The sequence below is a fragment of the Lederbergia lenta NBRC 16444 genome (genome assembly GCF_001591545.1).
GTDB lineage: Bacteria > Bacillota > Bacilli > Bacillales > Bacillaceae_C > Lederbergia > Lederbergia lenta.
Genome location: NZ_BCVC01000001.1, coordinates 540,409 through 554,900 on the forward strand (window position 1 = coordinate 540,409; position 14,492 = coordinate 554,900).

General features: G+C 37.4%; 12 protein-coding genes. 11 read left to right on the plus strand and 1 reads right to left on the minus strand.

Annotated features, from left to right (window positions below):
* The first annotated feature begins 11 nt into the window (after positions 1-11).
* Together pyk and BLE01S_RS02385 are read left to right on the plus strand one after the other, a co-directional pair.
* Positions 12-1,772, plus strand: coding sequence for a pyruvate kinase (gene pyk / locus BLE01S_RS02380; protein WP_066136927.1), 1,761 nt, complete (start codon positions 12-14; stop codon positions 1,770-1,772).
* 287 nt (positions 1,773-2,059) lie between these two features.
* Positions 2,060-2,458 carry an FxsA family protein gene (locus BLE01S_RS02385; protein ID WP_338034364.1) on the plus strand — a complete coding sequence of 133 codons (399 nt, stop codon included), beginning with the start codon at positions 2,060-2,062 and terminating at the stop codon, positions 2,456-2,458.
* Positions 2,459-2,608: 150 nt separating this feature from the next.
* On the opposite strand, the gene ytvI is transcribed toward BLE01S_RS02385, so the two are convergent.
* Positions 2,609-3,718, minus strand: coding sequence for a sporulation integral membrane protein YtvI (gene ytvI, locus BLE01S_RS02390; protein WP_066136931.1), 1,110 nt, complete (start codon positions 3,716-3,718; stop codon positions 2,609-2,611).
* An 82-nt stretch (positions 3,719-3,800) separates the two neighbouring features.
* Between ytvI and BLE01S_RS02395 the strand changes: the two genes are divergently transcribed.
* From BLE01S_RS02395 to mutM, 9 genes are all read left to right on the plus strand, one after another.
* Positions 3,801-4,280 (plus strand): DUF441 domain-containing protein, encoded by a 480-nt coding sequence (locus BLE01S_RS02395; RefSeq protein WP_066136934.1) that lies wholly within the window; start codon positions 3,801-3,803, stop codon positions 4,278-4,280.
* A 267-nt stretch (positions 4,281-4,547) separates the two neighbouring features.
* The gene (gene citZ, locus BLE01S_RS02400; RefSeq protein ID WP_066136936.1) at positions 4,548-5,663 is read left to right on the plus strand and encodes a citrate synthase; all 1,116 of its coding nucleotides are present in this window, start codon (positions 4,548-4,550) and stop codon (positions 5,661-5,663) included.
* A gap of 73 nt (positions 5,664-5,736) precedes the next feature.
* Complete coding sequence (gene icd, locus BLE01S_RS02405; protein ID WP_066136938.1) at positions 5,737-7,005, plus strand: NADP-dependent isocitrate dehydrogenase; 1,269 nt, start codon at positions 5,737-5,739, stop codon at positions 7,003-7,005.
* Positions 7,006-7,126: 121 nt separating this feature from the next.
* Positions 7,127-8,065 (plus strand): malate dehydrogenase, encoded by a 939-nt coding sequence (gene mdh, locus BLE01S_RS02410; RefSeq protein WP_066136940.1) that lies wholly within the window; start codon positions 7,127-7,129, stop codon positions 8,063-8,065.
* A 249-nt stretch (positions 8,066-8,314) separates the two neighbouring features.
* Entirely contained in the window at positions 8,315-8,758 is a 444-nt protein-coding gene (locus BLE01S_RS02415; protein ID WP_066136942.1) for a MaoC/PaaZ C-terminal domain-containing protein, read from the plus strand.
* A 163-nt stretch (positions 8,759-8,921) separates the two neighbouring features.
* Positions 8,922-9,893: an FtsH protease activity modulator HflK gene (gene hflK / locus BLE01S_RS02420; protein WP_066136945.1), complete on the plus strand. Its 972-nt coding sequence runs from the start codon at positions 8,922-8,924 to the stop codon at positions 9,891-9,893.
* Positions 9,893-10,825: a protease modulator HflC gene (gene hflC, locus BLE01S_RS02425; protein WP_174521701.1), complete on the plus strand. Its 933-nt coding sequence runs from the start codon at positions 9,893-9,895 to the stop codon at positions 10,823-10,825. The genes hflK and hflC overlap by 1 nt, the downstream gene beginning before the upstream one ends.
* A 169-nt stretch (positions 10,826-10,994) precedes the next feature.
* Positions 10,995-13,628, plus strand: a complete 2,634-nt coding sequence (gene polA / locus BLE01S_RS02430) for a DNA polymerase I (RefSeq protein ID WP_066136948.1) — start codon at positions 10,995-10,997, stop codon at positions 13,626-13,628.
* Between the two features lie 39 nt (positions 13,629-13,667).
* A complete protein-coding gene (gene mutM / locus BLE01S_RS02435) occupies positions 13,668-14,492 on the plus strand; it encodes a DNA-formamidopyrimidine glycosylase (RefSeq protein WP_066136950.1) in 825 nt (274 codons plus the stop codon).

The following is a 14,492-nucleotide window of genomic DNA, read 5'->3' on the forward strand; positions in this document are numbered from 1 at the left end:
AGGGTAATTTAATGAAGAAAACAAAAATAGTTTGTACGATTGGGCCGGCAAGTGAAAATCCAGAAATATTACATCAATTAATTGAATCGGGAATGAACGTGGCTCGCTTGAATTTTTCGCATGGAGACCATGAGGAACATCGCTCTCGAATTGTTAATATTAGAGAAACAGCAAAAAAGATCGGGAAAAATGTTGGAATTTTATTAGACACAAAAGGTCCGGAGATAAGAACCCATGAAATGGAAGGCGGTTCCCTTAATTTAGAGGCTGGAACTGAACTAATCGTATCCATGAAAGAAGTATTAGGGACAGTTGAAAAGATTTCGGTGTCTTATCCAGGCCTTATTAATGATATTCATACTGGTTCCACAATTTTATTAGATGATGGACTAATCGCATTAGAGGTAATTGATACATTAAGGGACAAAAATGAAATCGTAACAAAAGTACTGAACACTGGTACATTGAAGAATAAAAAAGGCGTGAACGTACCTGGAGTCTCTGTTAATCTTCCAGGCATGACTGAAAAAGATGCAAAAGATATTTTGTTCGGAATTGAACAAGGAGTAGACTTTATCGCTGCTTCATTTGTTAGAAGAGCAAGCGACGTACTAGAAATTAGAGAATTGCTTGAAAAAAATGACGGATCACATATTAACATCATTCCTAAAATTGAGAACCAAGAAGGCGTCGATAATATTGACGAAATCTTAGAAGTTTCTGATGGAGTAATGGTCGCACGTGGAGATCTAGGAGTAGAAATTCCGACAGAAGCAGTGCCGCTTGTTCAGAAACAATTGATCCAAAAATGTAATGAAGCTGGAAAGCCTGTTATTACAGCTACACAAATGTTAGATTCTATGCAAAGAAATCCTCGTCCGACAAGAGCAGAGGCTAGTGATGTCGCTAATGCGATATTTGACGGATCAGACGCTGTTATGTTGTCTGGAGAAACAGCAGCCGGCGATTATCCTGTTGAGGCCGTACAAACAATGCATAACATTGCATTGACTGCAGAACAGGCTTTGAATCATAAAGATATTTTATCTGGTTTAAGTAAAAATAGTGATCATAATATGACGGATGCGATTTGTCAGTCTGTTGCTCATACTGCCATTAATTTAGAGGTAAGCGCGATTGTTACGCCTACTGAAAGCGGACATACTGCAAGAATGGTTTCTAAATACCGCCCTAAAGCTCCGATTGTAGCTGTTACTGCAAATGAACATGTTGTTCGTAGATTATCATTGGTTTGGGGTGTTTATCCGCAACTTGGACAAACTGTTGAATCCACAGACGAAATGCTAGAAGAGGCAGTGACTGAAGGCTTAAATACTGGTCTTGTTAAGCATGGAGATCTTGTCATTATTACTGGTGGCGTTCCAGTCGGGGAAAAAGGAACAACGAATCTTATGAAGATACATGTGGTTGGAGATGTATTAGCCAAAGGCCAAGGTATTGGCAGAAAAACTGCATTTGGAAAAGCAATGATTGTAAACAATGTGCAAGAAGCGAATGAAAAAGTGGAGCCGGGCTCTGTTATGGTAGCGATTGGAACAGACAGAGACATGGTGTCAGCTTTAGAGAAGTGTTCTGCTCTAATAACAGAAGAAGGCGGCCTAACGAGTCATGCTGCTGTTGTGGGAATCAATTTAGGTATACCTGTGATCGTTGGAGTTGAAGGTGCAACGTCCATGATTAAAGATGGCCAGGAAATCACTGTTGATGCGATCAGAGGCATTATTTATAATGGACATGCAAGTGTGCTATAAGTATATGCTCTGAAAGTTTGCGTGAAAAAAAGAAACGATTCGATTTCAAAATTTTCTTAGCAAACTAAAAAGTAAGGATCATTCTAGGTGCAAAAGCGCGGTTAGAATGATCCTTTTTTAAAAGTAAAACAAAGCAATGACGAGGTGAGGGACAATACCTGCCTTTTGCTTGTCACCATTGACCAAGTGTCTTACGTTTCGTGGCGCGTTACCTTTATCTCGGTCACCACGTCGCTGAACGAGCGCCTTCCGCTTTTCTGTGTTATAATTATAAAAAAAGGCGGGAAGTGGTCCGTTTGAGATTTTTATTACTCGTTTTTATTATTGTTCCTGCAATGGAGATCGGTTTGTTTATCCTTGCTGGAAAAACTATAGGGGCAATTTTAACAGTTTTATTGATTGTATTAACTGGTTTGATCGGTGCGTACTTTGCGAAACGTCAAGGCTTGGAAGCGTTGAGAAAGGTACAAGAACAATGGCGTTCGGGTCAGCCGCCAGGCAATGCTATGCTTGATGCATTTTGCGTGTTTGCTGGAGGAATATTATTATTAGCACCAGGTTTTATTACTGACATAGTCGGTTTATTATTATTACTTCCGATAACCAAAAACGCTCTGAGACCAATATTAATAAAGCTATTAAAAAAACAATTTTTGCGAAAAAATCAATTTTATATATATCGTTAAGAAAAGCGTGAGTTCCGAGTGTGAACTGTTCGCTAGATAGACATGGATAAAATCCCTTCAATTATTTTAAAAAAAGAGCCTAAGGGCTCTTTTTTACTTGGGAAATATATTAAGTTATTCCTTTCGCTCTAGAGTATTAAATCTTATTTCTCATGCTCCCTTAATATAACTCCACAAATCACGAAACACATTTGCTTTATGTAATGTTGTAATAAGTACGAGTGTAACTGGGCCAACAATAAGACCGAGAAAACCAATTAACTTAAAACCAACAAATAATGCTACGAGTGTCGACAATGGATTAAGTCCTATATTTGAGGATAGAATTTTTGGTTCCATTACTTGCCGTTGAACTACCACTACCGTATATAATATGCTCAAACCTAATGCTAAGCCAAAATTACCAATAACTAATTCATAAATTATCCAAGGAATGAATATTAGCCCTGTCCCTAGGTATGGCATCAAATCCACAAGTCCAGTAATTAATGCAATTGTTATTGCATAATTGACTTGTAATATTAACAAACCAACCAAAACGATAACTAATGTGATAGAAATTAAAGTGAGTTGAGCTTTAACAAATCCAACAAGCGCTTTTTTCAGATCAATAAAAACCTTCCGACTACTGACTTTCGCCTTTTCTGGTAAAAAGTTAGTGAAAAGATGAGAGAGTTTATCCCAATCTTTACTGATAAAAAAAGTCGCTAATAAAGCAAAGATAATCACTGTTGCTGCATTTGGAATCCAGGAAATAAGCGCAGGCAGCTTAATGAAAAAGTTTTGTAAAAATTTTGTCGCGCTTTCTGTAATTTTATTTCCTGTAGATGTAATACTATTCATGATTGTTTCTTGTCTAGCACCATCCAAGCCATTCACGATACTTGCTAATTTATTGTAAAATGGTATTACTTGACCTGCAAATACATTTTCTAAATAAGTAATTAATATTCCAACTTGTTCTGGAACAACTTTAGATAAATATGCTGTACCGTCTACTATCTCAGCAATTAGAAGTGTAATCAAAGCTGCGAAAACGGAAATTAAGAGAAACAAGGTCGTTATTACTGCGAGGCTACGTGGAAATTTCCACTTCTTTTCAAGAAACGTAACAAGCGGGTTCATAATTAAGGCAAAAACAATTGCAATAATAAAGGGATATGTTACTTTCCAAATATAAAATAAGAGAATGGAGGAAGTTAGTATGATACTAACCACTATTAAAAAACGAAATACTTTGGCTACATTTTCTCGTTTCATCAAATTCCCACCTATTCACGCTTTTTGTATATAATAACATGATTACTTATAAACAGTTAGAAAAATGGGAAGGATGAACAATTTGTTTAATCAAGCATTTCTATTTCTAGTATTATTACTCGGCATTGCTTTTTTTGCGAAAAATCAATCGCTTATTATTGCAGTGGCAGTATTAATTGTTCTTAAATTAATCGGTGCGGATGAAAAAGTCTTTACTGCTTTGCAAACGAAAGGCATAAATTGGGGTGTAACCATTATTACGATTGCAGTTTTAGCCCCGATTGCGAGCGGCTATATCGGATTTAAAGAGCTCGGTTCTGCGGTTAAATCTCCCTATGCCTGGATTGCGCTTGGGGCTGGAATGGCTGTTGCTATCATTGCTAAATATGGAATCACCCTTCTTTCTGCAGATCCACATATTACTACTGCCCTCGTAATCGGGACTATCTTTGCAGTTGCGGTATTTAAAGGTGTTGCAGTAGGTCCTTTAATAGGAGCGGGGATTGCATACATGGCGATGAGGATATTTGAATTGTTCCGATCTGGTCCTGGTGCAGGATAAAATTTGACAATATTTATCCCTTTCTAAGCGTTTCCATTCCCAAAAGGTATATTGTTGGTTATAATGGCAAGGGAAGCATTTTGTGGTTGTTAAAAAAATAGAACATCCTTTTTGCAATATCTATAACAACAAACCACGACAAAATGTACTATAAGTTATTTTTAAGTAAATGCTTGTTTGTTGAATGGTTTGCATGTATAGGAATCTATCAATGTCATGCAATCATGCACAGGAATGGAAAAAGAAAGATAAAGGAGAGATTCGACTATGACAGCAACACGGGGACTGGAAGGAATAGTAGCAACTACATCTTCCGTCAGTTCAATCATCGACGATACACTTACATACGTTGGTTATAATATTGATGATTTAACTGAAAATGCAAGTTTTGAAGAAATCATTTATTTATTATGGCATCTCGAGTTGCCAAATAAAGAACAATTAAAGGAGCTCAAACAGCAGTTAGCTGAGAATATGGAGCTTCCTAAAGAAGTGATTGATAGCTTCAAATCTTATCCGATTAATAAAGTTCATCCAATGGCAGCTTTACGTACAGCTGTTTCAGCGCTCGGTCTTTATGATGAAGAAGCCGATATAATGGAGAAAGAGGCAAATTATCGTAAGGCAATTCGTTTGCAAGCTAAAATGCCAGCGATTGTTGCAGCATTTTCACGTGTGCGTAAAGGTTTGGAACCTGTTGCTCCTAGAAAAGATATGGGCTTTGCGGAAAATTTCCTTTACATGTTGAAAGGAGAACAACCGGAACCAATCGAAATTGAAGCAATGGACAAGGCGTTAGTTCTTCATGCTGACCATGAGCTAAATGCATCTACCTTTACTGCACGTGTATGTGTAGCAACACTTTCGGACGTATATTCTGGTGTAACAGCTGCGATTGGTGCTTTAAAAGGTCCATTACATGGTGGAGCTAATGAACAAGTGATGAAAATGCTTAGTGAAATAGGTACGGAAGATAAGGCTGAACAATATATTTTAAATAAATTGAAAAATAAAGAAAAGATTATGGGCTTCGGCCACCGTGTTTATCGTAAAGGAGATCCACGTGCGAAACATCTACGTGCAATGTCGAAAAAACTCACAGAAATTACTGGTGAGCCTGAATGGTATAATATTTCTGTAAAAGTACAGGAAGTATTCACTTCCCAAAAACCATTGCCGCCAAATGTTGATTTTTATTCAGCATCTGTGTACCATAGCCTCGGTATTGATCATGATCTCTTCACACCAATTTTTGCTGTAAGCCGTGTATCAGGGTGGTTGGCACATATTCTTGAGCAGTATGAAAACAATCGTCTCATACGCCCACGTGCAGAGTACACAGGTCCGGGCATGCGCCAATATGTGCCAGTAGAAGAGAGATAATAGTTAATTCATTAGAAAAATTTGTTTTCTTTTGATAATATAAGTAGATGAGAATGAAACTGGAGGGAAAGTAATGTCACAAGGTGAAAAAATTACAGTAGAAAATGGTGTATTGAATACACCGAATAACCCAATTATTCCTTTTATCGAAGGAGATGGAATTGGTCCTGATATTTGGGCTGCAGCACAAAGAGTATTGGACGCTGCTGTTGAAAAGGCTTATTCAGGGGAAAAGAAAATAGCGTGGAAAGAAGTATACGCAGGAGAAAAAGCATTTGATAAAACTGGAGAATGGCTACCTGAAGCAACACTAGAAACAATTCGTGAATATTTTATCGCAATTAAAGGGCCGCTTACAACGCCAATTGGTGGAGGATTCCGTTCATTGAACGTTGCTCTTCGTCAAGAACTTGATTTGTTCGTATGTTTGCGTCCAGTACGTTATTTCGAAGGGGTACCTTCACCAATTAAACGTCCTGAAGATACAGATATGGTTATCTTCCGTGAAAACACAGAAGATATTTATGCTGGAATCGAATATCAAGAAGGCTCTGCTGAAGTGAAAAAGTTAATTGAATTCCTGCAAAACGAAATGGGTGCTGATAAAATCCGTTTCCCTGAAACATCAGGAATTGGTATCAAGCCAATATCTTCAGAAGGAACAAAGCGCCTTGTACGTGCAGCAATTAACTATGCAATTACTGAAGGACGCAAATCTGTTACTCTTGTTCATAAAGGTAACATTATGAAATTTACAGAAGGTGCGTTCAAAAACTGGGGTTATGAGCTTGCTGAAGAAGAATTTGGTGATAAAGTATTCACATGGAATCAATATGACAAGATTAAAGAAGAGCAAGGAACAGATGCGGCTAACAAAGCACAATCTGATGCAGAAGCTGCTGGAAAAATTATCATTAAAGATGCGATCGCTGATATTTTCTTACAACAAATTCTTACACGCCCGAAAGAGTTTGATGTTGTTGCAACAATGAACTTGAACGGTGACTATGTGTCTGATGCACTTGCAGCACAAGTAGGTGGAATTGGTATTGCTCCTGGTGCAAACATTAACTATGAAACTGGACATGCTATTTTTGAAGCAACTCATGGAACGGCTCCAAAATATGCAGGGCTTGATAAGGTAAACCCTTCTTCAGTTCTTCTATCAGGCGTACTTATGCTTGAACACCTCGGTTGGAACGAAGCAGCTGAGCTAATTATTAAATCTGTTGAAAAAACAATTGAATCAAAAGTAGTTACTTACGACTTTGCACGTTTAATGGAAGGTGCAACAGAAGTAAAAACATCCGAATTCGCAACAGCTTTAATTGAAAACATGTAAATAGAAAAGCGAAAGCGCCTGTGGTTATTAAGTAGGTATAGATCGTGTGTGTAAGCCGCATCTTCAGTGGCTGCACGCGATCTTACATATTTTTATCCTTAAGAAGGAAGGGAAAGTACCTATGAGAATGAATCGGAAAAAGATTTCAGTAATCGGCGGTGGCTTTACTGGTGCTACAACAGCATTTTTAGTAGCACAAAAAGAACTTGGGGATGTTGTGCTTGTTGATATTCCTCAAATGGAAAATCCTACTAAGGGAAAAGCATTAGATATGCTTGAGGCAGGTCCTGTTCAAGGTTTTGATGCGAACATTATAGGAACATCTGATTATGAAGATACGAAAGATTCAGATGTGGTTGTTATTACAGCAGGAATTGCACGTAAGCCTGGTATGAGTCGTGACGATTTAGTTCAGACAAACCAAAAGGTTATGAAAAGTGTCACAAAGGAGATTGTTAAGTATTCTCCAAACTGCCATATCATTGTTTTAACAAATCCAGTAGATGCGATGACATATACAGTATTTAAAGAATCTGGTTTCCCGAAAAGTCGTGTAATAGGACAATCAGGTGTTCTTGATACCGCGCGCTTCCGGACTTTCGTAGCGCAGGAATTAAACTTGTCTGTAAAAGATGTAACCGGTTTTGTACTTGGTGGACATGGTGATGACATGGTTCCTCTTGTGCGTTATTCTTATGCAGGTGGTATTCCGCTCGAAACACTTATTCCGAAAGAACGTCTAGATGCTATTGTGGAACGCACACGTAAAGGTGGCGGCGAGATTGTCAATCTACTAGGGAATGGAAGTGCATATTATGCACCTGCAGCTTCGCTAGTAGAGATGGTTGAAGCGATTGTAAAAGATCAACGTCGTGTCCTCCCATCCATTGCTTATCTAGAAGGGGAATATGGATATAGCGGTATTTACTTAGGGGTCCCGACAATCCTAGGTAAGGATGGCATTGAACAAATCATTGAATTAGAATTAACGGCAGATGAAAAAGCAGCATTGCAAAAGTCTGTTGATTCCGTTCAAGAAGTAATGAAAGTTCTAACTTAAAAAGACATAGGCATCTCACTTTTTTAATTTTAATTAAAAATCGGACAGATCATTTTATGATTTGGACCGATTTTTTTATTGTCCAGCTCTAGCTTCTATCGACAAGCAAACTCAGTGTTCCTCTTTAGGATAAGTCAACATCGATTACCCCTTTAAGGATCAATTTGTGCGTTAATAATCAGACGCTTTCAAATTTCTTGTGGTATTATATAGTTGAAACCGCTTTTAAACTATTTGGGGGTGCAATTATTGTTATTGGGGAAAACACATAAGCTCGGTAGAAAACTAGAAGAGATATCCGTTGGTGAAAAGTTGTCCTTAACAGAAAGAATAGAAGATAGAGACTTATTACTATATCTTGGATTAACTAACGATGCTAACCCGCTTTATATCCAGCATGATTATGCCTCGCAAACAGTATATAAAAAACCGATTGTGCCTTCTATAATGCTTACAGGAATCATAACGACGGCTGTATCGAAATATTTACCCGGACCTGGTTCATATATAATGAAGCAGGAAATTAATTTTTTAAAACCTGTTTATCATTATGCTACTATACAATTTTTATTTGAGGTAACAGAAATTAATAATGATGATCAAACAGTGACAATCTATGTAGAAGCGTTTGATGAGATAGAAGAGAGAGTGTTACTTGCAAATGTACTCGTATCGCCGCCGCAAATTATTTAAAAATATATCATTATACTTACTAATGTAAGAAAGCCAAGTTCCATTGAACTTGGCTCTATTAATGTGAAAAGAAATAATTAAAGTGAAAGATTCATATAATATGAAACCTTATGAAAATTATTTCGTATATAGGTGAAGAGAATAAAGAAAGGAAAGTGAAAAGATGAGTTTAAAGAGAGTTTATACAGTTACTGGTCTTGCCATTACAATTATTGCACTTGTAATTATATTATTTACTTCTTGGTACACGCTTGATGAATCAGACCAAGCAGTCATTCTCACATTCGGTAAGGCTGAGGAAACAGTCACTGATCCAGGTCTTCGATTCAAATTACCATGGCCGATTCAAAGTGTGGAAAAGTTAGCGCGTGAAACGCTAAAGTTGGAATTTGGCTTTGATGAAAATGATGACGGTAACAATGAAACTAAGATGATAACCGGTGATGAAAACATTGTATTGGCTGATCTCGTTGTGCAATGGAAAATAACAGATCCGCAAAAATACTTGTTTCAGTCTGAGGATCCAGAAAAAATATTGCATAATGCTACATCTGCTTCATTAAGAAGTATAATTGGTAGTTCAGAAATCGATGACGCATTAACATCAGGTAAAGCAGAAATAGAGGCGAATGTCCGCGAACTATTAACAACATTGGTGAAAAAATATGATATTGGTGTCTCTATTCTTGCGGTGACCCTTAAAGACGTTGAGCTGCCGAATGAAGAAGTTCGTAGTGCATTTACAGCTGTAACAGATGCGCGAGAAACAATGAATACAAAAATAAATGAAGCGAAAAAATACGAGAATAAAAGAATAAATGAAGCAGAGGGAGAAAAGGCTGCAATTCACTCAAAAGCAAAAGGAGAAAAAGCTGCTAGATTAGAAGCGGCCCGTGGTGACGTCGCTGTCTTCAATAAGTTATATGAACAATATAAAACAAATCCAGAAATCACACGCGAACGCCTAACGCTAGAAACATTGGAACAAGTATTGCCTGGAGCAGAAATTTACATCATGAATGATGACGGAAATACATTGAAATACTTTCCAATTCGTCCACTAGAAAAGGAGACTACAGAAAAAGAAACAGAGAAAGAGAAAGAAACAGAAAAAGATGAAGGGAGCGAACAATAATGGATAAAAAGGTGATTAATTTAGACGCCAAAAAATCAATCGAGTTAGAATGGCGTAAATATGTAAAACTAGGTTTATTTTTCATTATTCTAATCGTATTGTTCGCTCTCATTTTTGCTAGTGCTTTTATTGTGAAAGAAGGAGAATATAAAGTAGTTCGCCAATTCCAAGAAGTGGTGAGCATTAAAAGTGAACCGGGGCTTGCCTTTAAAATCCCATTCATTCAATCTGTTTCCACACTACCTAAATATCAAATGACATATGATGTTTCACAGGCAGAAATTAATACAAAAGACAAAAAGCGAATGATTATTGATAATTATGCTGTCTGGAAAATTGATAACCCGCGTAAGATGATCACTAATGCAAGAACTGTAGCGAATGCTGAATCTCGAATGGAGGAGTTCGTATATTCAGTCGTTCGAGCAGAGTTTGGACAATTGGAATATGATAAAGTTATTAACGATGAAAAGTCTTCGAGAGGAAGTTTAAATGACAGAATAACAGATAAAGTAAATGAACTACTCTCCAAAGATGAGTATGGTATTATTGTCACCGATGTGCGAACGAAACGAACAGATTTACCGCAGGAGAATGAAAACTCCGTATATAGAAGAATGATTTCTGAACGGGAGTCAAAAGCACAGGAGTATTTATCAATAGGTGATGCAAAGAAAAATAAAATAACTGCTGAGACAGATAGTAAAGTGCGTGAAACGATATCGAAAGCTGAAGCTGATGCGGATGTTATTCGATCGGAAGGTGAGGGGGAAGCGGCAAAAATATATAATGATTCCTTTTCAAAAGATCGTGAATTCTATCACTTGTTCAGAACACTTGAAACATATAAGAAAACAATTGGTGAAGAAACAGTAATTGTCATTCCGTCAGATTCACCGTATGCTCGCTTATTAATGGGATATACAGAATGAAAACGTATGCCGCAGAGGTTCCTATTGAACACTGCGGTATTTTATTTGTAGTTTAACTACTTTTCAGAAATAACAATCACGCCCCAATATTTTCACTTTCTGCAACCCACATGATAAAATGGGGATAACAAACGGATGAACGAATAAGCTCCACTTGGGAGGTATTTAAATGAATAAAAAATTAATGTTAATTGATGGAAATAGTATTGCTTACCGAGCATTCTTTGCCTTGCCGCTTTTGAATAATGATAAAGGAATACATACAAACGCGGTGTACGGATTTACAACGATGCTGATGAAGGTGCTTGAAGATGAAAAGCCAACCCACGTTCTAGTTGCATTTGACGCTGGGAAAACAACTTTTCGCCATAAAACATTTGCGGAATATAAAGGTGGACGCCAAAAAACTCCACCAGAACTGTCAGAACAATTTCCATTCATAAGAGAATTACTAGATGCTTATGGAATTGAACGCTATGAACTTGAAAACTATGAGGCCGATGATATTATTGGCACACTTGCTGTGAAAGCTGCAGAAGAAGGTTTCGAAGTAAAAGTTATTTCAGGGGACAAGGATTTAACGCAATTAGCGACAAAGGAAGTAACAGTGGGAATCACGAGAAAAGGTATCACGGACATTGAAGTGTACACGCCCGCTCATATCATGGAAAAGTATGGTCTTACTCCTGAGCAAATCATTGATATGAAAGGTTTAATGGGAGATCAGTCTGATAATATTCCAGGTGTACCTGGAGTAGGGGAGAAAACGGCAATAAAGCTTTTAAAACAATTTCCCACACTAGAAGAATTACTTGAGAACATTGATCAGGTTGGCGGTAAAAAGTTAAAAGAAAATTTGACTGAATTTAAGGAACAAGCAGTGATGAGTAAGGAGCTTGCAACGATTACAACAGAAGCGCCTATCGAGGTAGCTATTGATAAGCTATTATTTGAGGGCTATGATACAGAAAAATTAACTGCTGTTTTTAAAGAGCTTGGTTTTAACTCATTACTTGCAAAATTAGATGGAGAAGGAACAGAAACTGCTACAGAAGCAATGCTTGATGTTCCTTTTCAAACAGTGGAGTCTATCACTGATGATTTATTTGCGATAGAGAATTCATTGTACATTGAAATATTAGAGGATAATTATTTTACTGCAGAAATTGCTGGTTTTGGATTGTCAAATGAACACGGTAATTTTTATTTGCCAACAGACTTAGTACTTCAATCTGCTGCTTTTAAAAAATGGGCGGAAGATGAAACGAAGAAGAAGTGGGTATATGATGCTAAACGATCAGTTGTAGCTTTAAAAAGACATGAAATAAATCTTCAAGGAATCGATTTTGATTTATTGCTTGTATCATATCTGCTTAATCCATCTGAATCTACCGATGATTTTGCTGGGGTGGCAAAACGGCATAATTATACAGATGTAGAGACAGATGAAGCTGTATATGGTAAAGGTGCGAAGAAGAAGGTCGCGGAAGGTGACATACTTGCTGAACATTTGGCGCGTAAAGCAGTCGGAATTGCTTCATTATATGATCCTTGTTTGCAGGAGTTAGAGCAAAATGAACAAACAGAATTGTTTTATGAATTAGAGCTACCATTGGCACTGATTTTGGCGAAGATGGAATACACTGGGATTAAAGTAGATGTACAAAGACTGAAAGAAATGAAAAAAGAAATAGGGGATCGTCTAGCTGAAATTGAAGCAAAAATCTATCGCCTTGCTGGTGAAACATTCAATATTAATTCACCTAAGCAGCTAGGGGTTATTTTGTTCGAAAATCTGGGGTTGCCGGTAATTAAAAAAACAAAGACCGGCTATTCAACCGCCGCAGATGTGTTAGAAAAATTGGAACCGGAACACGAAATTATTAAAGAAATACTTGATTATCGTCAGCTTGGAAAATTGCAGTCTACATATATTGAAGGCTTGCTAAAGGTGGTTCATCAAGAGACAGACAAAGTGCATACCCGCTTTAACCAAGCTTTGACATCTACGGGTAGACTTAGCTCCATTGACCCGAATTTACAGAATATCCCGATTCGCTTAGAGGAGGGAAGGAAAATTCGTCAAGCTTTCATTCCGTCACAAGAAGATTGGGTGTTATTTGCGGCGGATTACTCGCAAATTGAGCTACGTGTCCTCGCAGATATCGCCAAGGATGAAAAATTAATCGAAGCATTTACAAATAATATGGACATTCACACAAAAACAGCGATGGATGTATTTCATGTTGCCCCGGATGAAGTGACATCAAATATGCGTAGACAAGCAAAAGCAGTTAACTTTGGTATCGTTTATGGCATCAGCGATTATGGGTTATCGCAAAGTCTAGGTATCACACGAAAAGAAGCGGGCCAATTTATTAATCGTTATTTGGAAAGCTTTCCTGGGGTAAAAGATTATATGGATGATATTATTGCGGATGCAAGAGAAAAAGGATTTGTGGAGACCCTTTTGCATAGAAGACGTTATATTCCAGAAATAACGAGTCGGAATTTCAACTTACGGAGTTTTGCAGAAAGAACGGCGATGAATACACCGATTCAAGGAAGTGCGGCAGATATCATCAAGAAGGCAATGATCGATATGGCTGCCAGACTTGAAAAAGAAGGGTTACAGACACGTCTACTACTTCAGGTACACGATGAATTAATATTTGAAGCACCAAAAGATGAGATTGACATTCTTAAGGAAATTGTTCCAGATGTAATGGAACACGCACTCAAGCTCAATGTTCCGCTTAAAGTAGAATATTCTTATGGTGCTTCATGGTACGATGCGAAATAGCATAAACATAATTAGAAAATTGAGCAGGAGGTGACGGTGATGCCAGAATTACCGGAGGTGGAAGCCGTCCGCAAGTCTTTGGTGGAACTTGTTGTAGGGAAAACAATTAAAGATGTCTTTGTTGGTTGGCCTAAAATTATAAAGAAACCATTAGAAATCGAACAGTTTCAAGATGCTTTACAAGGTCAAACAATTCTCGATATTAATCGAAGGGGTAAGTTTTTAATTTTTGTATTAGATGATTATGCCCTTGTTTCCCATTTACGTATGGAAGGTAATTATAGTGTAAGGAGTCACGATGATCCTGAAGAAAAGCATACACATATTGTATTTAAATTTGTTGATGGCACAGAATTGCGATATCGCGATGTACGTAAATTTGGAACGATGCATTTATTTACAAAAGGAATGGAACATACGGAGTTACCACTGGCGAAATTGGGCCCTGAACCATTCGCTGCAGAGTTTACACAAAATTATTTAAAAGAAAAATTAATGAAAACAGAAAGAATGATCAAGGCTGTTCTACTTGATCAAACGATTGTAACAGGTCTTGGAAATATATATGTTGATGAAGTGCTATTTAGATCAAGCATTCATCCTGAGCGTATAGCAAAAACACTTAGTGATGAAGAAGTTGCTCTATTGCGCGAACAGGCTGCGGCAACATTAGAAGAATCTATCCAAGCTGGCGGTAGTTCAGTGAACACATATATGAATTCCCGTGGTGAAAGTGGAACGTATCAAGAACGCCTTTTAGTATATGGAAAAAAAGGAGAAGGGTGTAAAAAATGTGGCATCCCACTTCAAAAAATAAAAGTAGCTGGTAGAGGAACACATTTTTGTCCTGAATGTCAAAAATAA